This is a genomic window from Adhaeribacter swui, from assembly GCF_014217805.1.
In the GTDB taxonomy this organism is placed as follows: Bacteria; Bacteroidota; Bacteroidia; order Cytophagales; family Hymenobacteraceae; genus Adhaeribacter; species Adhaeribacter swui.
Genome location: NZ_CP055156.1, coordinates 2,826,298 through 2,849,300 on the forward strand (window position 1 = coordinate 2,826,298; position 23,003 = coordinate 2,849,300).

The following is a 23,003-nucleotide window of genomic DNA, read 5'->3' on the forward strand; positions in this document are numbered from 1 at the left end:
AACCCTTATAGCGGATACCTAACGGCTTATTCCTAAATTATTGCTTTCTCAAATCGTCGAGTAACTGATCTATTTTTTCCGGATCGAGGTTCTCGTAATACTTTTCCCGAATTTGCAGCATCGGGCCAAAACCACAAGCAGCTAAACACTCTACCGTTTTTAAAGTAAACATGCCATCGGCGCTATTTTCTCCTACGTGGCAACTAAGGCGGTTTTCCAGATGCTCAATTAACTGGTCGGCGCCACGTAACATGCAAGGCCCAGTGCGGCACACTTCCAAAACGTGCTTACCTACCGGTTTTAAATTAAACATGGTGTAAAAAGTGGCTACTTCGTAAACCTCAATCGGTTGAATTTCTAAGATCTCGGCCACTTTATCTTGAACCGCGGGGCTTACCCAACCACCAAACTCCGCCTGCGCAATGTGCAGGATAGGAAGCAGAGCTGATTTTTTCCGATCCGGGGGGTAGTGTGAAATATATCTTCTGATTTCGGCCATTGCCTCTTCAGAAAATTGTACTTCGGCTTGAGTTGTTATTTCGTTCATCTATTCATTAAAGAATTTCAGCCGATTACCTATAATGAGTAGTCGGCTGAATCTATTATTTTAAGCGTCTAATTCTCCCGCAATTACGTTCATGCTACTTAAAATTAAAATAGCATCGGATAACTGAGTGCCTACCACCATTTCGGGATAGGCTTGGTAATATATAAAGCAAGGGCGCCGGAAATGTAAGCGGTAAGGCGTACGGCCTCCGTCGCTGATTAAATAAAAACCTAACTCGCCATTACCACCTTCTACCGAATGGTACACTTCACCAACCGGAGCTTCAATTTCACCCATAATAATTTTGAAGTGATAAATTAAAGCTTCCATGTTTTTATAAACAGCTTGCTTTGGCGGCAAAAAGTACTCTGGAGCATCGGCATGGTACGGTCCTTCGGGTAAGTTTTCCAGGGCTTGCTGCACAATCCGGAAGCTTTGCCAGATTTCTTCGTTCCGAACCATGAAACGATCATAAGTATCGCCGGTGGTACCTACTGGTATTTCAAAATCAAAATCCTGGTAAGACGAGTAAGGGTTCATTACCCGTACATCGTAGTCTACGCCAGCAGCCCGTAAGTTAGGGCCGGTAAAGCCATAATTCAGAGCACGTTCCGCCGTAATTGGGCCAACGTTTTTAATACGATCTACGAAAATGCGGTTCCGGGTAAACATGGCTTCGAATTCCTTCATCACTTTCGGGAACCCGGCAATCCATTCGCGAAGCTTGTGGATAGCAACCGGCGATAAATCGCGCTCCATGCCCCCAATCCGGCCCATGTTGGTAGTTAAACGGGCACCGCTAATTTCTTCGTAAATCTCGTAAATTTTTTCCCGCTCCTGAAACACGTACAAGAAACCAGTAAAAGCACCCGAGTCTACGCCCAAAATACTATTACAAATCAGGTGGTCGGCAATCCGGGCCAGTTCCATTACAATTACCCGGATATAGTCCGCCCGCTTCGGCGTTTTCACGCCTAATAGCTTTTCTACGGTCATCCACCAGCCCATATTATTAATAGGCGAGGAGCAGTAGTTCATCCGGTCGGTGAGGGGGGTAATCTGGTAAAATGGACGGCGCTCGGCTATTTTCTCGAAAGCCCGGTGAATGTAGCCAATGGTAGGTACTCCGGAAACAATCCGTTCCCCGTCCATTTGCAAAATATTTTGAAAAATACCGTGCGTAGCCGGGTGCGTCGGCCCCAGGTTAAGCGTGGTAAGTTCGCGTTCGTTTTCGTTATATTGCGCAGGCAGTGAATCCGGAATTTTTTCAACTCCTGTGTTGGTGTTCACTTTTTCTTCTGTTATAATTTCTGCCATGTTAGCGTTTTCCGTTGTTCGTTACTTATTGCTCTCCGCTTTCTATCTTCCACTTTAAACAAGTAACGCTAGGTTAATTTTTTAAATTTATTCGTTACGGCAATTTAATACTTGGTTTTAAATACATTTAATTGCCAGGCAACGAACAACATGTACTTCTATATTAGCGTCCAAATAAAGTATCTACCTTATCTTCCCGGGTACCATCTTCCAATGGATAGTGCTTGCGCATGGGGTGATAAGTCATGTCTTCTACATTTAAAATGCGGATGAGATTTGGATGACCTTCGAACTGAATACCGTAAAAATCAAAAGCTTCGCGTTCCATCCAGTTGGCCGCCGCGTACAAATTGGTAGCCGTTGGCACCACCGGATTGTCAATTGGAAAGAAAATCTTTATCCGGAGACGCACATTGTGTACCAGGCTATGCACGTGATAGATAACCCCTAACTCCTGCTCTTTGTTATCCGGATAATGAATACCGCACATGGTAGTGAGGAAATTCATTTTAAGCTCGGCATCGTTGTATAAATGCGTGAGTAAAGGAATAATTTGATCGCGGGTGGTAGTTACGGTTAACAAGCCGTAAGGCTCCTCCACATTAAAAATGGCTTCGCCAAATTTTGCAGTAATATTTTCTAAAACTTGTTGGTTGGTTAACCCTTGCTCGGCCATGGATTATTTAATGTTGTAAGAAGCCAATAGTTCCTGATATTCCGGCGAGTTCCGGCGACGTAAAGATTCGTTTTTAGCTAATTCCTGCACCTGCATTAAACCATCCAGCACTTGCTCCGGACGAGGCGGACATCCAGGGATGTACACGTCTACCGGGATAATGCGGTCAATGCCTTGTAAAACGCTGTATGTATCAAAAATACCGCCACTGCAAGCACAAGCCCCCATAGCTAATACCCAACGCGGTTCGGCCATTTGCTCGTAAACCTGCTTTACAATAGGTGCCATTTTTTTAGCAATAGTACCCATTACCATTAACAAGTCGGCTTGGCGGGGCGAGAAACTGGGTCGCTCAGAACCAAAACGGGCTATATCATACGTAGAGCCCATGGTGGCCATAAATTCAATACCGCAGCAGGAAGTAGCAAAAGGTAGCGGCCAAAGCGAGTTACTGCGGGCAATACCTACTACTTTTTCCAGAGAAGTAGCAAAAAAGCCTTGTCCTTCTACGCCTTCGGGCGCCTCTACCGTTTTTATATTACTCATGATAGTTTCAATTTAGAAGTTAAGAATAAGAAATATCCTAAATCTTAACACGGCTATAATCTTAAAAGTTTATCCACACCTAAGTATTTAGGCAGGAGTTACTCCCATTTTAATATTCCTTTCTTAATTACGTAGAAGAATCCTAACATCAGCATGGCCATAAATACAATCATCTGAATAAAGCCTTCCATGCCTAAACCCCGGAAATTAACGGCCCAGGGATAAAGGAAAATTACTTCTACGTCAAAAAGTACAAAAAGAATAGCGGTCATAAAGTATTTATAGGACACCGGCGTACGGGCATTACCTACGGATTCTACGCCGCATTCCCAAGCGGCATCTTTTACTTTACTGTGGCGTTTAGGGCCGATTAAGTGGGTAACTACAATAGCGAAAATAACAAAGCCTAAAGCGGCGGCAAATTGTATTAATATCGGTAAATAATCGGAAGGTAATTGAGCAGTTGTGGCTGTTTCCATCTCTAACAAATCGGTTGTTAAAATTTGGGAGCAAAAGTACGGATAAATCAGAAAGATTCAAAAAATGTGACGTTTGTTAACTAGTCGGCTAAAATAAAGTTAATTGTAATAAAGCGGTTTAAAATTGATAACTGCCTTAATAACTAGCAGTAAGGTGGTTTAGGCCATTTTTAGAATTATTATAAATTACTTTGAAGATTCGGAATGTTGCATGCCCTTTACTTAATAACTCGATTGAAACAGGAAAAAGCAGAAAATAACTTTTTTGTTTTAATCCTATTTTAATGTTGGCTGTTTTACACAGATTTTAAAATTTTATCTATAAAACGATAATTCAGGTAGTATGTTTTGGGTATAAATAGCGACCGGCCTTTTCTTAAAAGAGAAAAGGCCGGTTGCTTTAATTTTTATTTACTAGAAGCAGCCGGTACTATTTGGCTTGCTATCATCCAATTTAAACAACGGTCGAACCAATAATCCGGAGTAGTGGGGTTTTTAAGTCCGAAACCGTGCCCACCTTTGGGGTAGATATGCATTTCGGCGGGGATATTTTGTTGTTGCAAGGCCTGGTAAAATAAAATACTGTTATTAGGCGGTACCACTTTATCATCGGAAGCATGCACCAAAAAAGTAGGCGGGGTTTGAGCGGTAACTTGTTGCTCGTTGCTGTATTCTTTTAATTTTTCCGGCGAAGCATTCTTGCCCAATAAGTTTTCGAAAGAACCTGTATGCGCTACTCCGGGTTGGCTGCTGATTACCGGGTAAACCAAAATCATAAAATCCGGCCGGACCGAGATATTATCGGGGTTGGGGATAACGGCTTTTTGAAAATGCGTACCGGCCGTAGAGGCTAAATGACCACCGGCCGAAAAGCCGATAATGCCGATGCGCTGCGGATCTACCTGCCACTCCGCCGCCCGTTTACGTACCACCCGAATGGCTTGCTGCGCATCTTGCAGGGGTGCAATTTCTGGGTTAGTAGAGGTTTTAGCGCTGGGTAAACGGTATTTTACCACAAAAGCAGCAATGCCTTGTTCGTTAAATTTACGGGCAATATCTACGCCTTCGTGGGCGGCTGCCAAAATAGAGTAACCGCCACCCGGGCAAATTACCACCGCGGCACCCGTTGCTTTATCTTTAGCTGGTAAGTAAGCGGTTAACGTTGGTTTGCGCACCTTACTAATGCGCAAAATACCGTCGGTTTCTGATTTTTCTTCGTTCGGCCCGGGATTTTCATTGGGGATTTTACCTTCGTACAAAGGAAACTCCGCCGGTTTAGTTTGAGCAAACACAGAATGTAAATTAAAGCTAGTAAGAGCAAGCAGCAGAATAGCTATTTTTTTCATAAACGAATGGTTATTAAACCGCAAATTAATCTTTTCCGGAAAAGCGGGTAAACTTTTTTGGTTCAGGTTTGATTAATTTTTAAAAAAATCAATTCTGGAAGTCATTAAAACAAAAAGTCCGGTTCTGTTATAACCGGACTTTTTATGGCAAATAACCGTTTGGCTGTTATTCTGCTTGTAGAAATGGGTAGCGGTAATCTACCGGTGGTACAAAGGTTTCTTTAATGGTGCGGGTAGAAGTCCAGCGGATCAGGTTAAAAACCGAACCGGCCTTATCGTTCGTACCAGATGCCCGGGCGCCACCAAAGGGTTGCTGGCCTACTACGGCACCGGTTGGTTTATCGTTAATGTAAAAATTACCGGCGGCGTGCAGCAGCTTGCTGGTGGCTAAGTCAATGGCGTAACGGTCGCGCGAAAAAATAGAACCAGTTAAGGCATAAGGCGAAGTGGTATTTATTACCTCCAGTATGTTTTCGAATTGCGATTCTTCGTACACATAAATGGTAATTACCGGACCAAATATTTCTTCGCACATAGTAACGTAGGTGGGGTCTTTTACTAACAGCACGGTTGGTTCGATAAAGTAGCCCACGGATTTGTCGAAGTTGCCGCCTGCAATTACTTCTACCTCCGGATCATTTTTGGCAGCTTCGAGGTATTTCGTGATTTTATTAAACGATTTTTCGTCGATAACGGCGTTGATGAAATTGCCAAAATCTTCCGGCGAGCCCATTTTAAACGTTTTTAAATCATCCACTATGGCTTGTTTTACTTCCGGCCACAAGTTAGCCGGAATGTAAGCCCGCGAAGCAGCCGAGCATTTCTGCCCTTGGTATTCAAAAGCTCCGCGGGTAATGCCCGTGGCTACTTCTTTGGCTTCGGCGGAGGGGTGTGCCACAATAAAGTCTTTACCGCCAGTTTCGCCGACAATACGCGGGTAGCCCCGGTACAGGTGTAAGTTATTGCCGATGGTTTTCCAGATGTTGTTGAATACCGCGGTAGAACCGGTAAAGTGAATGCCCGCAAACTGACGATGACTGAAAATAACGTCGCCGGCCACCGGGCCATCTACGTAAATTAAGTTAATAACCCCATCCGGTAAACCAGCCGCCCGGAATAACTGCATTAAAAATTGCGCGGCAAAAATCTGGGTGTAAGCGGGTTTCCAAACTACCACGTTGCCCATCATGGCCGGAGCGGCCGGCAGGTTACCCGCAATAGCCGTAAAGTTAAATGGCGTTAATGCAAACACAAATCCTTCTAAAGGCCGGTGCTCTAGTCGGTTCCAAACTCCCGGACTCGATTCGGGCTGCTGGGCGTAAATTTCCGTCATGTATTTCGCGTTGAACCGCAGGAAATCTATCATTTCGCAAGCCGAGTCAATTTCGGCTTGGTACGCATTTTTCGATTGGCCCAGCATGGTAGCGGCATTTAACGTGGCGCGCCAAGGGCCAGCGAGTAAGTCGGCGGCTTTTAAAAAAATAGCGGCCCGACTTTGCCACGGCATATTGGCCCATTGTTCCCGGGCGGCCAAAGCCGCATCAATAGCCCGCGTTACGTGGCTGGCATCGCCTTCGTGGAAGTAACCTAATATGTGCTGGTGATCGTGGGGCATGGTAAGCGGTTGTTTATTACCGCTGCGTACTTCCTCGTGGCCAATGTACATGGGTACATCTAGTTGCTGATTTTTTAAATTTTGGTAGGTTTGTTGTAATTCTTTTCTTTCCGGCGAACCCGGAGCATAACTTTTTACCGGCTCATTTACCGGTTGCGGTACTTTAAAAAATCCTGACATAATATTTTAGGTTTCTTAGTTGCGGGTTTAAAAGGTGTAAAGTTAACTTATGAAAAAGTTAAATCCAGTATTACTAACGCGAAGCAGGCTTTCGTGTTTATTTTAATGGGCTATTAAAACCATTACTTTTAGATCTATGCTTACTTAAGGAACCCTTTGGCGTATTCCAGTTATTGTGGGTAGTCACATTAAACATTCTATATTCTAAATCCTTAGTTTTAGAATATAGAATGTTTAAATACTTCTTTTTTAATTATCTAAAGTTTTAATTTTATTCTCTTGAAAATCCAGAGCTATGATATATCCACCAAGCCCCGTTGCAGGATCTAATTCAAATAGATACCCATTCATATTTTTCATTAAATCTAAATAAGCCGCCTGAACCTCATACTCCTCTAGAATATAAGCCGGTAAAGTTTCGGAATTATAGATTCTAAAATCTAGAAGATGATTTTGGATTTCAAAGGAAGAAAATTCCCAGCCTAATATTTCTATAAAGCGCAAATCATATATTGCTTCATTATGAGTTCTGATTCTAATAATCAACTCATTCTTTTCTATCAAATATTCTAGTTTAGTAATTTCAGCATCGTGATAGTCTAATTGCTTATCCAACTTTAATAATAATTATTTAAGAAGTTGAGTTTTTTATTTTAAATATCTGTATGTTGAGGTAAATCTGTCGTGTATTTCAGACCTTCTAACCTTTTAACTTTCCAACCTTCCAACCTTTCAACTAATCAACTCACAACACCCGCATTAACTCGCTAAGGCAGCTTATTTCGTAGGTTACTTGCTGGTGGTGCCGTTTTTTATCCGGGTTAAAAAATATCTGGTCGATACCAACGTTTTGGGCGCCCAGGATATCGGCTTCCAGGCTGTCGCCAATCATCAGGCAATCGGCGGCTTTTACGTTGGCGCGGGTTAGGGCATATTCAAAAATTTTAGGATCGGGCTTACTGCAATTAATGCATTCGGAGGTAATAACTTCGGTAAAGTAGCCGTGCAGCTTCGAAGACGTCATTTTAATTTTTTGGACATCCTTAAAGCCGTTAGTGATAATATGCAGCTTGTATTTGCTTTGCAGATAATTTAAAACATCGTAGGTATACGGAAAAACGGCCGTTTTTGTCGGGCAAAGGGTGGTAAACGCTTCGGGTAGCCCGGTAGGTATTTGTTCTGGCGTTAATCCCAGGGTGGTTAATGTTTGCGTAAACCGGTTAACGCGTAATTCCTGCTGGGTTATTTTGCCCTGGTGGAACAACTGCCACATGCGGTGGTTAATAATGCTGTATTGTTGGTAAAACGCGGCCGACGTAAATTTTTTAAATTTTGCCAGTTCAAACTGGTCGTAGAGCGTCAGAATGGTTTCTTCGGCGTTTTTTTCAAAATCCCAGAGGGTATGGTCCAGGTCGAAGAAAATGTGTTTATAGTTTTTTAAGGGAAATATTTTCACGGAGATAATTTAATTCGGGTTAAAGAGGCAACCGCTCACTTTGCTTTTGCATCTGCTTATTGCGGCATCCATTTACGGTTGTGAAGTTTGTTTACGGCTAATTCGCGGTTCGAGTATAAAACCTGATAAGTTTCCTGGTCTTTCAGTAACAATTCATCTTTTTCCAGGTAATTATAGATAGTGTGCAGGAGTTCAGCGGTTTCGTCGCGTAAGTAATAATAAACCCAATTATCAATGCGCTTAAAGGCCACTAAACCTGAAAGCTTTAAATAGGATAAGTGCCGCGAGGTTTTAGTTTGGGTAAAATCCAGGACCTGTTCTATATCCGAAATACACATTTCGGTATTCCGGTAAATCAGGTTTAAAATCCGCAGCCTGGATTCGTCGCCGAGCGCTTTGAATACCTGCTCCCCAAAAGCTACGTTAAAATGTTTAAGCCGCATTTGCGTTAGTTAAAGAGTTTAATAGTAGGCTTATCGTTAATTTTTAAAATTTATGTGTGTTTGCTATACCGTATAACAACAGATTAAGCCGAAAATTGATTTTTAATAAAACAGGCAAGCGCCAATATTTAGCAAATTGGACTTAGTTTTAAAGAATAATATGTTCTGATTACTACAGAAAAATAGTATACTTGTAAAGAATGAAGTTAGCTATGTTACGAAATTACCCTTTTTATATACAATTTTTAAAAAATACGCATAAAGTAGTATTGCTTGGTTTACTGTTTGGTTTCGGTTTTTTGTTACCCGGTAAAGCCTTAGCGCAAGGCAAATCGTCGGTGGTACAGTTATCGGGGGTAGTAGCCAGCGGAGACAGTTTGTACGGGGTACCCGGGGTAACCGTGTACGTGCCCAAAGCGGGACGGGGAACCGTTACCAACGAATACGGTTACTTTTCGATGCCAGTGCTGGCGGGTGATAGCGTGGTAGTGCGGGCGCTGGGTTTTAAACATTTAACGTTAAAAATTCCGAAAAATTACAATAAGCAAAGTTACTCGGTGGTGCTGGAGTTAAAAGAAGATGCCACCTTACTGCCCGAGGTGCGCGTTTTCCCGTATCCTACCGAAGAATTATTTAAAAAAGCGTTCCTGGCTTTGCGTGTTCCCGATGAACAAAAAACAGCGGCCGAGAAAAACCTGAACGAACAACTTATGGCCCGCATTTTTGATAATACGCCCGTTGGGCCATCGGCTAACTTCCGGAACACCATGGATATGCAGCAAATGTATCTGAATAAGCAATCCATGCCTAACCGTTATAACAATAACCCGCTGCTTAACCCATTTGCCTGGGGCCAACTCATCAACCAAATTAAAAACGGCGACTTAAAACGGAAGTATAAAGACGATTAGGTTGCAGTTATAAAAATAAGAAATGTGTGTACTTAGAATTTCGGGGCAAAATTTGAATGTTGAAAAACTTATTCTATTAATAGATCAAAAACCAGTTTCTATATACAGAAAAGGAGAACCTTATCTTAAGAGTAAACCTAATGGCCGGAAAAATAAAACGTCTGGAATAAATTATAATGTTAGTAATGCAAGTTTCGATGATTTAGAGAAACAAATAAAGGACGCTATCAAATTTATAAAAAAATATAAGGCTCAAATTGCTGAAGTTACTTTTGATGAATTAGTTGATGGTTCAACTTTGGATTTTGGAATAGATTTGCGCATAGGTTATCAAAATGTTGCTATTCAAGCAGATTCCTTTCCCTCAGAACTGTTAAAATTACTAGGCGAACTAAATATAGACCTTGGTTTTACTCTTTATCCTCCTGATCTAGAAAACCAGATAGAGGCCCGGGCAGATAAAAAAGATAAGTAAATTTAAATTCCACAATTGTAATTTTAATCAATAAAAAACAATTAAAAGGCCTTACAAGTAACCAGTTGCGGTAAATTTCAGTTTAAAACAGGGTCAGGGTTAACCTGTTTGTTGAATTAACTGAATTTCCGATGAAAATTAATATACCTCAAACTGATCTGCCGCGGGTAGTTATTATTGGCTGTGGTTTTGCCGGACTGCGGCTTGCCAAAAATTTGCGCCACGCCAACGTGCAAGTTGTACTCGTGGACCGGAATAATTACCACAATTTTCAGCCGCTATTGTACCAAGTAGCCACCGGTGGCCTCGAGGCCGATTCAATTGCCTACCCGATCCGGAAAATCTTTACCGGTCAGAAAAACTTTTATTTCCGGATGGCCGATGTAACGGCTATTCACCCCGAGATCAATCAGATTCAAACGTCCATCGGCGATATTCGCTACGACTACCTGGTGGTTTCTTCGGGCAGCGCTACCAACTTCTTCGGCAATAAGCAAATCGAAGAAAATGCCATGCAGATTAAAAGCATTCCGAGCGCTTTAAACCTGCGAAGTTTAATTTTTCAAAATTTTGAAAAAGCTTTGCTCATGAGCCGCACCGAACAACGCGACCCGCTGATGGATATTGTGGTAGTGGGCGGCGGACCAACCGGCGTGGAGCTAAGCGGCACCCTGGCTGAAATGAAAAAATACGTACTGCCGAAAGATTATCCGGAGCTGGATATGAGCATGATGGATATTTACCTGATTGAAGCCGGACCCACTTTACTCAACGGCATGAGCAAAGAATCGCAGGAAAAAGCTTTAAATTACCTGAAAGATATGGGCGTACACGTAGAATTAAGCGCTCCGGTAGAATCTTTCGAAAATAACGTGGTGAAATTTGGCGGCGGCAAAACCATTAATGCTTCTACCATGATTTGGGCCGCCGGTGTATTTGGCGCCAATATCCCGGGCTTAGCCGACCAGGCCGTGAGCCGGAATAAACGCATCAATGTGAACACCTGGAACCAGGTAATTGGTTATTCTAATATTTTTGCCATCGGCGACATTGCCAACATGGAAACCAAGGATTTCCCCAGAGGGCACCCGATGGTAGCGCCGGTAGCCATTCAGCAGGCCGAGTTACTCGCCGAAAACTTACCCCGCATTATGGCTGGCCAAACGCCCCACGAATTTTTGTACAAAAACAAAGGCGTAATGGCAACGGTGGGCCGTAACCGGGCCGTAGTGGATTTACCAAAATTCAAATTTGGGGGCTTCTTTGCCTGGCTCGTTTGGATGTTTGTGCATTTAATGACCTTGGTTGGCTTCCGGAATAAGCTGGTAACGTTTGTGGGTTGGGTATGGAATTACTTTGCTTTTGATACCGCTTTGCGTTTAATTATCCGGCCGTATTTAAAAGAAACCCGCGATGGGAAAGAACAACAACCCTCGCCCCCGCAACCGCCTGCGGCGCAGGAAGGCAACCCCAACAAACCCGAAGCGCCGCAGCCGGCAGTACCTACAGTAAACAACAACCCACAAACCGCCGACGCGCCATCACCTGCAACTAATCCGGTTAAACCGGAATTTGCTTCTGCCCCGGTAAATGCCACCGCTAATACGAGGCAAAGCGCCACGCAGGCTCAAACTACCGAATCGGTAGCATCAGCTAATACCGGAAGCTTTAACCAACTGGCACCCAATACTTTTAAAATACCACCAGGAACTCCATAAAACTAAAGAGATAAAAGAAGGCTTTCTGATTAACAGAAAGTCTTTTTTATGCAGAAGTATTTTGGACTTGCTTTTAAGGATTACTATTAAGCCAACCATTTTTATTGATGCAAAAATGAAAAAATTAAAAAATTTGCTTTTACGGCATTAAGCTTTGTCCTTTAACTCCATAGAGTTTTAATATTAATCACATTCCGAGTACATTTACCCCGAAGCAAAAAGAGTTATTATGTCGGCTAACGAACACGCACCCATTAAACCCAAAATAACCCCCATTTACCAAACTTCGGTTTTTACTTTTTCTGATTTAAACGAACTGGAATTATACTTCGACCAGCCGGGGCAGCATTACATGTACAGCCGTTTTGGAAATCCCAATTCCGATGAACTGGCCGCTGAAGTGAATAAACTGGAAAAAGGAGATGGGGCGGTAGTTACTTCGTCGGGTATGTCGGCGATTTTAACAGCGGTGCTTACTTTTTGCCAGGCCGGCGACCACATGCTTTGCGCCGAAGAAATTTACGGCGGTTCGGCCACTTTACTCCACCAGGAATTACAGCGTTTGGGTATTACCGTAACTTTTGTGCCTACCGAGCACACCTACGATTTAGCACCCTACGTGCAGCAAAACACCAAAGCCCTTCTGGCCGAAACTTTAAGCAATCCGCTGTTAACGGTGCTGGATATTGCCCGCATGGCAACGCTGTGCCGGGAGCATCAGCTTAAGTTAATTATTGATAATACTTTTGCGTCGCCGGTTATTACCCGACCATTAGACTTAGGCGCCGATTTAGTGATGCACAGCGTAACCAAATATTTAGCCGGGCACAGCGATGTTACCGCCGGGGTAATTGTGGCGAAAGGCGAAGAAGCCGCTAAGCGGATTAAGCAAATTGTGATGTATTACGGGTTAAATTTAAGCCCGTTTGATTCGTGGCTGGCCGCCCGGGGACTAAAAACCTTACGTCTCCGTATAAAACAACACAGCGCGAATGCGTTAGAAATTGCCCGGTTTTTAAGCCAGCATCCTAAAGTGCGCCGCGTGTATTATCCTGGCCTCGAAAATCATCCGCAGCATGAGTTGGCTAAGCAACAAGGTAACGGCTTATTCGGGGGGATGTTATCTTTTCAGATTAGCGATGAGTTGGAGAAAGTGAACGCTTTTATGCAGGCTTTGCCACATATTCCGTTTGCGCCTTCGCTGGCGGGAGTTACTACTTCTATCTCGCATCCGCTCCGCACATCACACCGGTCTTTTAGCCCCGAAAAACAGGAGAAATTAAGGATTACGCTCGGCTTAATTCGGTTGTCGGTGGGGGTAGAAGAAGCAGAAGATTTAATTCAGGAATTGGAAAGTGCCTTAGCTGCAATCTAAAATTTAAAAATTTTAAATTTCTGGCTATTCCATCCCGAATTTCTGCCGTTCAGCGATGATTTCGGCGTTCCAGCGTTGCAGTAGCGCTTGGTCTGGTTCCCGTAAAATACTCACGTGCGTTTCCGATTCGCGGTACAAGGGGTTATTCAACCGGCCAACAATCTGGGTTGATTTAAAATGCGGCATTAAGTCAGTTGCGGCTTCATCACTTACTAAAATAACAACTTTCGGATTTACCCGGGGCGGACTCCATAAAGAATAACTGGCATTGGTGCTGTGGGCGCGGGGTAAGTGGTATTTGGCATTGTAATAATTCACGGCACCCGCTTCGCCGTAATTATCGCACCAGATAATGGTTTCAGCGCGCTCCGCCACCGGAATCTGCGCGTAAGCTTGCCGTACTAAGGTGGCCATTTCTTCCCAACCTAACATATCGGCGTAATCTTGTGGGAGTAAATGATCCTGCCCGTCTTCCCATCGCAAAATACCAGTGGCTTTAAATTTCTGGCAATAACGAGCCGTAGCTTCCGGCGACAAAACAGGTAGGAGTAACGGCACAGCAGGAGCTATCAAAAGTAGGGGTATTAAAAGTAAAATCGGTTTTAAAAACAATTGCCATCTCATAGCTACTATTCTCTCCCAGACTACTCCTCCAAAAGCCAATAATACCGGATATAAACCTAAGGCATAATAACTTTTACCGTGTAACCACAAAAAGATACCAATAACTGCCAGGTAAATCAAGCCAACTACCGCGTAAGGCCGGGCCCAGCGGGCCAGTAACAAGGCTATTAAACCGGCTAACCATATAAACGCCCCCGGAAAACTCATTAGTAATTGGTCTTTTAAAAAATCAGTGGGTTTTACTAAGTCTAGCTGGGTGGCCTTGAGTTCTTGCATGTGTTGCCAAACCGGAAATTTATGCTGCCATTGCCAGATAAGGTTCGGTAGAAAAATTAAAAACGCAAGACCAATGGCTAGGTAAAAAGCAGGTTTTAAAAATACCACACGATAGCGCGATAAAGCAATGATTGGCAGAGCGCCCGCCAGAAAAAAGATGACGGAATATTTATTCAATAAACCAACCCCGATAAACAAACCCAAGAGGTACAGGTACTTGTTTTTAGGTTGTTGCAGGTAGCTGATAAGCAGATAGAAATAAACCGACCAGCACAGGAATTCCAGCGCATTTGGTTGAAACAAAATATTTATCCGGAGGTAGGCCGAAGCTAAAAAGCCAATACCCGCCAGGGCTAAGGCAAACCAGCCACCTTGCAGGCGCTTCACGGTTAAGCCAATTACCCACATGGTTAAAGCGCCAAACAATGCCGGCCAAAACCGCACCAAGTACCAGTGGTTTCCTAAGGCTTTGGTAAGCCAGGCTTGCAGAGCTAAAGCAGGAGGCACTTCTAGAAAGCCCCAGGCCAAATGGTTCGCTTCATCCAGGTACAAATACTCGTCCCGCTGAAACTCGTAAGCCGGGTGCACCGACACATAAGAAAGCGCAAACTTAATAAGCACCAGCACTAGCAGTAAAACAGAAAAGCGAGAGTTGTTCAGTACCATATCAAGAGCTTAGCTTGCCGCTCAATATCTGCATTTTTCGTTAAATTTTTAAAAAATTATAAGTGCCGCCGCGATTGGGTTTTTACCGGATTAAAGTTTTGTAAATTGCGAGCTAAAAGTTTTTAAATGATTGCTTTCCCGAACGCTAAAATAAACATTGGCTTACGTGTTACCGGTTTGCGGCCCGATGGATTCCGGAACCTGGAGTCTTGTTTTTACCCGGTAAACTGGTGCGATGCTTTAGAAATTATTCCGGCTACTAACCTGGCGTTTACTTCATCCGGCTTAACCATTCCGGGCAAGGCCAGCACAAATCTTTGTTTAAAGGCTTACCACCTGCTGCAACAAGATTTTAATTTAAAACCGGTTCGCATTCATTTGCACAAAAATATACCCATTGGGGCCGGCATGGGTGGCGGTTCTTCCGATGCAGCGTTTACCTTAAAATTACTGAATAACCTGTTTAACCTGGAAATATCCGTACCGGACTTAGAAAATTACGCCCGCCAACTAGGCAGCGATTGCGCTTTTTTTATTCAGAACAAACCGGTTTTTGCAATTGAGAAAGGCGATGTGTTTGAACCGTTAAAATTAGATTTAAGTAATTACAAGATCGTGGTTATTTATCCGGATTTGCATATTACTACCGCCGAAGCGTACCGGGAAGTAGTGCCCCAGGCTCCGGCCGACAATTTACGGGAGTTACTGCAACAACCGCTTCCTACCTGGAAAAACCGGGTGGATAATGATTTTGAGAAAGCTTTATTTTTAAAATATCCGGTTTTGCCAGAATTAAAAGAATACCTGTACCAATCCGGAGCTATTTACACCTCCATGACGGGTTCCGGCTCGGCGGTATTTGGTATTTTTTCGCCGGATTTTACTCAAACTTTACTCGTGCCCCACACCACCTATGCCGTTTGGCAAGGTGCTTTGTAATTGCCGACTTTCGTAACGGCGATCCAGAAATGGGTGAATAAACACGCTGAACAAAATAATTAATGCCCCCAGGTAAAAACCAGTAGACATGTGCTCGCTTTCGCCGAAAATAAAGTAGGCAAATACAATTCCGTAGACGGGTTCCAGATTAATGCTCAGGTTCATGTTAAAGATAGGGATTCGTTGCATGAGACGCACCGAGCCGGTAAACGGATAAACCGTACACACCAAAGCTAAAGTGAGTAGGTAAACCCAATCCATGGTGGTTAAAACAAAGTGCAAGGTATTATCCGGACTCAGGAAAAGCTGGTAAAAAGGCATAAACAAAGCAGTTCCTATACAGGCGCCCACCATTTCGTAGCAGGTAATGTTAATAGGGGAGTAAGTACGGGTTAACCTACTATTGATAATAGAAAAAGCCGCGCCCAGCATGGCCGAGCCAACGCCCATTAATATGCCCAGAGCGTGGTCAAATTCAAATTGAAAAATCAGGTATAAACCAAAAAATATCAGTAAGGCTAAACCAATTTCGTGCGGTTTAATTTTCTTTTTAAAAAATAATGGTTCCAGAATTGCCGTCCATAAACTACTGGTAGCCATACCAGCCAGGCAAATAGAAACAGATGATACCCGTGCCGATGCAAAAAACAACATCCAATGCGCCGCTATCATCATACCTACGCCAATTATTTTAATGATGGGTTTGCGGCCAATGCGGTACGATTTGCCGGTAAACTTTATGATTATTGCTAAAGCAGTAGCGGCAATAAAGGTGCGGAGAAATACCAGCTCCACCGCCGGAATAGAAATTAACTTGCCCAGGATAGCGGTAAACCCCCACACAAATACAATAAAATGCAGTTCTAAATAATGCCGGAACGAAGCCATTGATTAGTTGATAGTCGATAGTCTACGGAGGATAGACCATGATTATTAGATTGTTGAATGGTTATATTGCGGATTAGCTTTTAAGTAATCCCCGGAAAGTGAAGAAGTTGAATGGGAATCCTAAAAAATTTAAAATTCCAACCCTTAAACAACTTGAAACCTGCAACCTGTAACTTGCAACCATCAACGTGGTACCGTTTTGTACAGGATAATACCAATGCCGGTAAAAATAATAGAAGGAATCCAGGAGGCCAGAAAAGGACTCACATCACCGACTTGCGCCAAGCTGCGACTTAGAATAACAAAAATTATAAAAATAAAAGCCAGCGTAAATCCGAGCGCTACCTGCAAGCCAATACCACCCCGCCGTTTCCGGGAACTTAAGATTACTCCAATTACCGTTAAAATAATAATAGCAAAAGGATAACTAAAGCGTTCGTACTTTTCAATCAGGTAGATTTCGGTATCGTCGGCACCACGCATTTTTTTCTGTTGGATAAACTTGTTCAGTTCCGGAAGGGTGAGCGTTTCGGCGAGCCGGTAGGTACTGGCAAAATCTTTAGGTAGCAGGTTTAAAGTAGTATCCAAAGGGCCGTATTGCCGGGTAATTTCTTTGTCGCCCTCAAATTTCCGGAGTACGTAATTATCCAGGTGCCACTTGTTTTTCTTTTCGTCCCAGGTAATCGCATCGGAGGTTAGTTTAGCTAGCAGCTCATTGCCTTTAATGGTTTCTAAAGTAAATTTATAGCCAATATTAGCGGTGTTGTTGTAGCTTTCGATGTAGGCGTACGATTCGGGGTTAAGTTTAAAGTGAATGTTACGGCCTTCAAAAGTGTAAGGCTTTTTAATGTATTTTACCTCAAAAGCTACCCGTGTTTTATTGGAGTTCGGAATAACCCAGCCAATCAGGGCAAAGGTACAGGCGCCAATAATGCTGGCTCCCATCACATAGGGCACCAGCATCCGCCGGAAACTAACGCCGCTACTCAGAATAGCCACAATTTCGGTGCGCCCGGCCAACTTAGCCGTTACAAAAACGGTAGCAATAAATACCGTAATCGGGCTTAGCATGTTAGAGTAAAAAGGAATCAGATTCAAATAATAATCGAAAATAATGGACTTAAACGGCGGATTGGTTTCCAGAAAATCGTCGTTTTTCTCCGTAAAATCGATTACGCAAATAATTACCACCAGAATTAATACCACAAACACAAAGGTGCTTAGGTATTTCTGAAGGATATATTTATCAAGTAATTTCATAAATGGGTTACAAGTTGCAGGTTACAGGTTGCAAGTTGTTTTTCAGTTAACAGGTTTAAAAGTTAGAAAGTTGTAAAGTTTGGAGCTAGCAAAGTTATGGATTCTACATTCAAAATTAGTTTTAAGTAATTTATTAGTCTTAAACCATCACCTGTAACTAGAAATAATCTGGTAAAGTAACAGATCAGCTAATAATTTACACGTTGACTGTGGACCATCGACCATCGACTACAACCGTACCATTAAATCTTTCACCATTTTGTCTTTCCAGGTCCGGAAACTGCCGGCCAAAATTTGTTCGCGGGCTTGCTTCACCAGCCACAAATAAAACGTTAAATTATGCACACTGGAAATTTGGGCACCCAACATTTCGCCGCTGTGCACCAGGTGGCGTAAATACGCTTTGGAGTAAAACGTACTGGCATAACCACCTAGTGTTTCATCGATGGGTGAAAAATCGTTTTTCCATTTCTCGTTGCGGATGTTGATAATGCCTTGCGTAGTAAATAACATGCCATTGCGGGCATTGCGGGTGGGCAATACGCAGTCGAACATATCAACGCCCAAAGCAATATTTTCCAGAATATTAGCGGGTGTACCCACGCCCATCAGGTAACGGGGTTTATCGGCGGGTAAAATATCGCAAACCAATTCAGTCATTTCGTACATCATCTCGGCTGGCTCGCCTACCGATAAGCCGCCAATGGCATTACCCGCGCGGTTAAAAGAAGCAATCGTTTCGGCGGATTTTACGCGTAAGTCTTTAAAAGTACTGCCCTGTACGATCGGGAAAAGGTTTTGCTCATAACCGTATTTGCCTTCGGTATTATCAAAGCGGTCGCAGCAGCGCTTGAGCCAGCGGTGCGTCATGTCCATGGATTTGCGGGCGTAGTTGTATTCGCAAGGGTAGGGCGTACACTCATCAAAAGCCATCATAATATCGGCGCCAATGGTTCGCTGAATATCCATTACATTTTCCGGCGAAAAGAAATGCGTAGAACCATCGATGTGTGATTTAAATTTTACGCCTTCTTCCACAATTTTGCGCGTACCCGACAAGGAATACACCTGGTAGCCGCCACTATCGGTTAAAATGGGTTTATCCCAACCATTAAAACGGTGTAACCCCCTCGCCTGCTCTAAGGTTTGTAAACCGGGGCGTAAATACAAATGGTAGGTATTGCCTAAAATGATCTGCGCCTGAATGTCTTCTTTTATTTCGCGTTGGTGTACTGCTTTAACGGTGCCGGCCGTGCCCACCGGCATAAATATGGGTGTTTGTATGGTTCCGTGAGCGGTAGTAAGCGTACCTGCCCGGGCTTTTGATTCTTTATCGTGTGCAGTTAAAGTAAATGTCATTTCTTAGTACATAGTCTATGGTCGATAGACCACGGCTTTATTAATTAAATTGTTGAATTACTAAATTTTTAAAAATTTAAAATTTTAGCAATTGTTATAAGTAACAGTTATTGATTCTCTGTTATAAAATCAACTTTTAAACTTTGTAAATTTAAACCTTCCACCTTTACGGTCTTTCGCCCAATGGTTTCGGATCGGTTAAGACAATATGTAAGTACTCCACGAGTTGCTGAACCGCTCGGCCTCGGTGACTAATGCGGTTTTTTTCAACAGCATCCATTTCGGCAAAAGTTTGGGAGTAGCCTTCCGGAATAAATACGGGGTCGTAGCCAAAACCTTGCGTGCCTCGGGGTTCTTCGGTAATCTGGCCTTGCACCACCCCATCAAACTGAAACAAGTTATTATCTAAAATTAAAGTAATGGAAGTCCGGAATTGGGCAGCCCGGTTTTCTTTTCCCGCCAGATTTTTTAAAAGTAGCTCTATATTGTCCTGGCTGCTGCGCTGCAGACCCGCGTACCGGGCCGAGTAAACGCCGGGTTCCATGTTTAAGGCCAGAACTTCCAGACCGGTGTCATCGGCAAAGCAGTTTACGTGATAGTTTTGCCAAACGTATTCGGCCTTTTGTCGCGAATTTCCTTCCAAGGTGGTTTGTTCTTCGGGTAATTCTTCGTGGCAACCAATATCCGCCAGGCTCTTCACATCAAATTGGTCGCCCAGAATTTGCCGGATTTCGGTTAGCTTGTGGGCGTTGTTGCTGGCAAAACATATCGTAAGCATAAGCTGTTTGGTGTTGTTTAGAGTTCTGAATAAAATATACGGTTGGCTTCCCGGGTTATAAACGAACTTAATTCATCGGCTTTACCCAGAATAATTAAATGTTCGCCGGCATAAACCACCGGGTTTTTAATGTACGATAACGGAAAAATTTTATCCTGATTACCGTGCACATGAATCAAGTTAGCCGGTTGCTCCTGGTTTTGCCAGTTTACTATGGCTGTAAAAGCCCATTTTACAAAAGAAAGATCCGTGCTTTGAATAATCTGATGAAGAATTTTTTTTTCCAGGGGCGTTTTAGCGCCAAATATCCAGTTATAAAGCCCAGGCAGTTTTTTAACCCAGTGTAAAGGCAAATAAGGGTGTAGGCCTAGTTGCCCTAAAAAACGCAGATAACCCGGCAATTCGTTGCTGGTTTTAATACTTGAAATTAAAATAGTACGGGCTGGTTTTAAAATTTTACTTATTTCTACGGCTATCATTCCTCCGAAAGATACCCCCACAAGTAAAATGGGCTGATTACTTACCAAAATTTGATTGGCCATTCGTTGGGCATAACTTACCAAAGATTCTTGCTTAAAAGGAGTTAACCAATCCAGAATCACCACGTTGTATCGGCTAACATCCAATTGGAGTAACTGAAACATGCGCGCATCGGCACCCAGGCCCGGAATAAGATACAGTATCGGTAATTCTTTTTGCAACGAAATTATTTAAATCAGGTAAGCACCGTACGATTCGTCTTCCGTAAGAACCACCCGGATGTGCTCCAGCAGGGTAGTAGCTAAAGATAAACCAGTATACGTAACCGTTATCGGGTACAAGGTATTATGCCGGTTAATCAGCGTGGCTGTTTCTATTTTTTTTACTTCGGCATTTAAAAACAAGGGTAAACTGTACGCCATGGTTTTACCGGAATTTAAAACATCGTCTACCAGGATTACCACCTTTCCTTCTAAATTAAGATTATCCGGTTCCAAGGCGATAGGCTGACTTAGAGGCCGTATTTTATCTAAAGTAATGCCCAGTAAGTTTATGGTAAGCGACGAAATTTGCCGCAGTTCAGCAGCCAGCAGTTCCGCTAACTGATACCCGTTTTCGTGAATACCGGCCAAGTAGAGTACTTCCTCTTCAAAGTTTTTCTCGTAAATCTCGTAAGCCATACGCTTAATTTTCTGCATAATTTCCTGGCGGGTAAGAATGCAGGAACTAGGGCTAAAACTCACAGGTTCGGTAAACATCATAATTCAATTAAGGTAATTTGCTTGCAAAAATACTCAAGTAACTTATCAATTTTCACAAATATAGTAGGTAAAATAGCAATTATATTTGTGAAAATACTTGTTAATAAGAGCGTAATATTTTAATTTTGCATCCTAAATTTCGAAAGTAGCTCGTTTATAACCATATAAGTACCAATGAAAAAAGATATTCATCCTACCTACAGAGAAGTAGTGTTCCAGGATACATCCAGCGATTTTAAATTTATTACCCGCTCTACCATGACTTCTAACGAAACCATTACCATGGAAGATGGCAAAACTTATCCGGTAATTAAAGTAGAGGTTTCATCAGAGTCGCACCCGTTTTATACTGGTAAAAACATTTTCGTGGATACTGCCGGTCGGGTAGAAAAATTCCAGAAGCGTTACGCAAAAAAATAAGGAAATTATCCTTTTTTATTTTAAATAGAGTCTTCCTGAATAAAGTCGGGAAGACTTTTTTATTTTTGCCCTATGAACATTATTCTTTTCGACGATAAAATCATTCGTCCGAACTTATTGCCGCTTACATTTACCCGCCCGGTAGCGGAAATACGCGTCGGGATTTTAACGATAGCAGAAAAATGGCAAAAGTTTACCGGCCAGGCGGTTTCTTACTTAACGCAGCCCTACTTACAAAAAAAATATCTTTGCAGCCCAAAGCCAACGGCTAATTTATACGTTAACGGGGCCGTTTGCCCAAACGCTGATTTGCTGAATGCGCTTAAAAAACTGAAGCCCGGCAAAGCTTTATTTAAAAACAACGTGTTATTGGCTTTTAACGGCAACGATCAGGTGTTTGAGACCTTAGCTGATTTTTACAACAGCAGCAACGCCGTACCTAAAAACTTTAACGACGAGGTAACCATTATTCAGGAGGTTTGGGAAATATTTACCCGGAACGGCAAGCAAATTAAAGCAGACTTTGATTTAATTACCGCTGGTCGGCAAAGCTGTCCAGTTACGGATCCGCATTCAGTAGTTTACGCTCCCGAAAACGTGTTTCTGGAAGAAGGCGTAAAGCTGCGAGCCGTAGTACTTAATGCCGAAAGTGGCCCAATTTACCTGGGTAAAAATAGTGAAGTGCAGGAAGGTGCCGTTATACGGGGCGCATTTGCATTGGGCGAAGGCAGTATGTTAAATATGGGCGCCAAAATGCGCGGCGATATTACCATTGGACCTTTTTGCAAAGTAGGCGGCGAAATTAGCAATTCGGTTATTTTTGGTTATTCCAATAAAAGCCACGATGGCTTTTTAGGAAACTCTGTGTTGGGCGAGTGGGTAAATTTAGGAGCCGATACCAATACCTCTAACATGAAGAATAATTATGCCGATGTAAAGCTCTGGAATTATGCCAAAGGCGGCATGAAAGACACAGGCCTGCAGTTCTGCGGATCTATTATGGGCGATCATACCAAATGTGGCATTAATACCATGCTGAATACGGGTACCGTAACGGGCGTGAGTGCTAATGTTTTTGGGGCGGGTTATCCGCGTAATTTTATTCCCTCTTTTACCTGGGGTGGGGCTCCCGGCATGGAAACTTACTCCTTGCCGAAATTTTTTGAATCGGCTGCCCGCGCTATGGAACGCCGCCAACTCCAACTCACCGAAATTGAAAAAAGTATTCTGAGCAATGTATACGAGCAAACCAAAGAATACCGTACCTGGGAAAAGGGATAATTATTAAGATAAAAAAGGAATGGCAAGAATCTAACTACTATTTGTTTTGCCGCTTAGTATACAACTTGCCAATCTTAAATCCTTAATAAATAGTTTAGTTTTAATTAAAAAGTATAGCAATCAGAAAGAATATTTTTCGTTAGTACCTATTTTAAGTCAGGAGAAATTATAAAAATTTAAAAATGAC

24 protein-coding genes are annotated in these 23,003 nt (G+C 42.8%); 7 read left to right on the forward strand and 17 right to left on the reverse strand.

Going from position 1 to position 23,003, the window contains the following annotated elements:
* Positions 1-37: 37 nt before the first annotated feature.
* The 10 genes from HUW51_RS12110 to HUW51_RS12155 form a co-directional block, all read right to left on the reverse strand.
* The gene (locus HUW51_RS12110; protein WP_185274280.1) at positions 38-547 is read right to left on the reverse strand and encodes an NADH-quinone oxidoreductase subunit NuoE family protein; all 510 of its coding nucleotides are present in this window, start codon (positions 545-547) and stop codon (positions 38-40) included.
* A 60-nt stretch (positions 548-607) separates the two neighbouring features.
* Complete coding sequence (locus HUW51_RS12115; RefSeq protein ID WP_394353956.1) at positions 608-1,855, reverse strand: NADH-quinone oxidoreductase subunit D; 1,248 nt, start codon at positions 1,853-1,855, stop codon at positions 608-610.
* Between the two features lie 172 nt (positions 1,856-2,027).
* Positions 2,028-2,540 (reverse strand): NADH-quinone oxidoreductase subunit C, encoded by a 513-nt coding sequence (locus tag HUW51_RS12120; protein WP_185274282.1) that lies wholly within the window; start codon positions 2,538-2,540, stop codon positions 2,028-2,030.
* Between the two features lie 3 nt (positions 2,541-2,543).
* Complete coding sequence (locus tag HUW51_RS12125) at positions 2,544-3,086, reverse strand: NADH-quinone oxidoreductase subunit B (RefSeq protein ID WP_185274283.1); 543 nt, start codon at positions 3,084-3,086, stop codon at positions 2,544-2,546.
* Positions 3,087-3,184: 98 nt separating this feature from the next.
* Positions 3,185-3,565, reverse strand: coding sequence for an NADH-quinone oxidoreductase subunit A (locus tag HUW51_RS12130; protein ID WP_185274284.1), 381 nt, complete (start codon positions 3,563-3,565; stop codon positions 3,185-3,187).
* A 407-nt stretch (positions 3,566-3,972) separates the two neighbouring features.
* On the reverse strand, positions 3,973-4,911 hold the full coding sequence (locus HUW51_RS12135) for an alpha/beta hydrolase (RefSeq protein WP_185274285.1): 939 nt from the start codon (positions 4,909-4,911) through the stop codon (positions 3,973-3,975).
* A 166-nt stretch (positions 4,912-5,077) separates the two neighbouring features.
* Entirely contained in the window at positions 5,078-6,709 is a 1,632-nt protein-coding gene (gene pruA, locus HUW51_RS12140; RefSeq protein ID WP_185274517.1) for an L-glutamate gamma-semialdehyde dehydrogenase, read from the reverse strand.
* Between the two features lie 246 nt (positions 6,710-6,955).
* Positions 6,956-7,321, reverse strand: a complete 366-nt coding sequence (locus tag HUW51_RS12145; RefSeq protein WP_185274286.1) for a hypothetical protein — start codon at positions 7,319-7,321, stop codon at positions 6,956-6,958.
* A 130-nt stretch (positions 7,322-7,451) separates the two neighbouring features.
* Positions 7,452-8,162, reverse strand: a complete 711-nt coding sequence (locus HUW51_RS12150) for a YjjG family noncanonical pyrimidine nucleotidase (RefSeq protein ID WP_228467021.1) — start codon at positions 8,160-8,162, stop codon at positions 7,452-7,454.
* Positions 8,163-8,218: 56 nt separating this feature from the next.
* Positions 8,219-8,605 (reverse strand): ArsR/SmtB family transcription factor, encoded by a 387-nt coding sequence (locus tag HUW51_RS12155; RefSeq protein WP_185274287.1) that lies wholly within the window; start codon positions 8,603-8,605, stop codon positions 8,219-8,221.
* Positions 8,606-8,817: 212 nt separating this feature from the next.
* On the opposite strand from HUW51_RS12155, the gene HUW51_RS12160 reads away from it, so the two are divergent.
* The 4 genes from HUW51_RS12160 (at position 8,818) to HUW51_RS12175 (ending at position 13,084) form a co-directional block, all read left to right on the forward strand.
* Complete coding sequence (locus HUW51_RS12160; protein ID WP_185274288.1) at positions 8,818-9,516, forward strand: carboxypeptidase-like regulatory domain-containing protein; 699 nt, start codon at positions 8,818-8,820, stop codon at positions 9,514-9,516.
* A 22-nt stretch (positions 9,517-9,538) separates the two neighbouring features.
* A complete protein-coding gene (locus HUW51_RS12165) occupies positions 9,539-9,991 on the forward strand; it encodes a DUF4279 domain-containing protein (RefSeq protein WP_185274289.1) in 453 nt (150 codons plus the stop codon).
* Positions 9,992-10,122: 131 nt separating this feature from the next.
* The gene (locus tag HUW51_RS12170) at positions 10,123-11,709 is read left to right on the forward strand and encodes an NAD(P)/FAD-dependent oxidoreductase (RefSeq protein ID WP_317175626.1); all 1,587 of its coding nucleotides are present in this window, start codon (positions 10,123-10,125) and stop codon (positions 11,707-11,709) included.
* A gap of 229 nt (positions 11,710-11,938) precedes the next feature.
* The gene (locus tag HUW51_RS12175) at positions 11,939-13,084 is read left to right on the forward strand and encodes a trans-sulfuration enzyme family protein (protein ID WP_185274290.1); all 1,146 of its coding nucleotides are present in this window, start codon (positions 11,939-11,941) and stop codon (positions 13,082-13,084) included.
* A gap of 24 nt (positions 13,085-13,108) precedes the next feature.
* On the opposite strand, the gene HUW51_RS12180 is transcribed toward HUW51_RS12175, so the two are convergent.
* Positions 13,109-14,650 (reverse strand): glycosyltransferase family 39 protein, encoded by a 1,542-nt coding sequence (locus HUW51_RS12180; RefSeq protein ID WP_185274291.1) that lies wholly within the window; start codon positions 14,648-14,650, stop codon positions 13,109-13,111.
* Between the two features lie 126 nt (positions 14,651-14,776).
* On the opposite strand from HUW51_RS12180, the gene ispE reads away from it, so the two are divergent.
* Positions 14,777-15,589: a 4-(cytidine 5'-diphospho)-2-C-methyl-D-erythritol kinase gene (ispE, locus tag HUW51_RS12185; RefSeq protein WP_185274292.1), complete on the forward strand. Its 813-nt coding sequence runs from the start codon at positions 14,777-14,779 to the stop codon at positions 15,587-15,589.
* On the opposite strand, the gene HUW51_RS12190 is transcribed toward ispE, so the two are convergent.
* The 6 genes from HUW51_RS12190 to HUW51_RS12215 all read right to left on the reverse strand — a co-directional run bounded on the left by HUW51_RS12190 (position 15,542) and on the right by HUW51_RS12215 (position 21,115).
* Positions 15,542-16,477, reverse strand: coding sequence for a DMT family transporter (locus HUW51_RS12190; protein ID WP_185274293.1), 936 nt, complete (start codon positions 16,475-16,477; stop codon positions 15,542-15,544). The two genes, ispE and HUW51_RS12190, sit on opposite strands and share 48 nt — an antisense overlap.
* Positions 16,478-16,660: 183 nt before the next feature.
* Entirely contained in the window at positions 16,661-17,737 is a 1,077-nt protein-coding gene (locus tag HUW51_RS12195) for an LptF/LptG family permease (protein WP_185274294.1), read from the reverse strand.
* 228 nt (positions 17,738-17,965) lie between these two features.
* On the reverse strand, positions 17,966-19,096 hold the full coding sequence (tgt, locus tag HUW51_RS12200) for a tRNA guanosine(34) transglycosylase Tgt (RefSeq protein WP_185274295.1): 1,131 nt from the start codon (positions 19,094-19,096) through the stop codon (positions 17,966-17,968).
* Between the two features lie 166 nt (positions 19,097-19,262).
* Positions 19,263-19,874 carry a non-canonical purine NTP diphosphatase gene (locus HUW51_RS12205; RefSeq protein WP_185274296.1) on the reverse strand — a complete coding sequence of 204 codons (612 nt, stop codon included), beginning with the start codon at positions 19,872-19,874 and terminating at the stop codon, positions 19,263-19,265.
* A 17-nt stretch (positions 19,875-19,891) separates the two neighbouring features.
* Positions 19,892-20,575 carry an alpha/beta hydrolase gene (locus tag HUW51_RS12210; protein ID WP_185274297.1) on the reverse strand — a complete coding sequence of 228 codons (684 nt, stop codon included), beginning with the start codon at positions 20,573-20,575 and terminating at the stop codon, positions 19,892-19,894.
* A 9-nt stretch (positions 20,576-20,584) separates the two neighbouring features.
* Positions 20,585-21,115, reverse strand: a complete 531-nt coding sequence (locus tag HUW51_RS12215; RefSeq protein WP_228467022.1) for a phosphoribosyltransferase family protein — start codon at positions 21,113-21,115, stop codon at positions 20,585-20,587.
* 174 nt (positions 21,116-21,289) lie between these two features.
* On the opposite strand from HUW51_RS12215, the gene HUW51_RS12220 reads away from it, so the two are divergent.
* Positions 21,290-21,535 (forward strand): type B 50S ribosomal protein L31, encoded by a 246-nt coding sequence (locus HUW51_RS12220; RefSeq protein WP_185274298.1) that lies wholly within the window; start codon positions 21,290-21,292, stop codon positions 21,533-21,535.
* A 72-nt stretch (positions 21,536-21,607) separates the two neighbouring features.
* Entirely contained in the window at positions 21,608-22,816 is a 1,209-nt protein-coding gene (locus HUW51_RS12225) for a GlmU family protein (RefSeq protein WP_185274299.1), read from the forward strand.
* Positions 22,817-23,003: the final 187 nt, after the last annotated feature.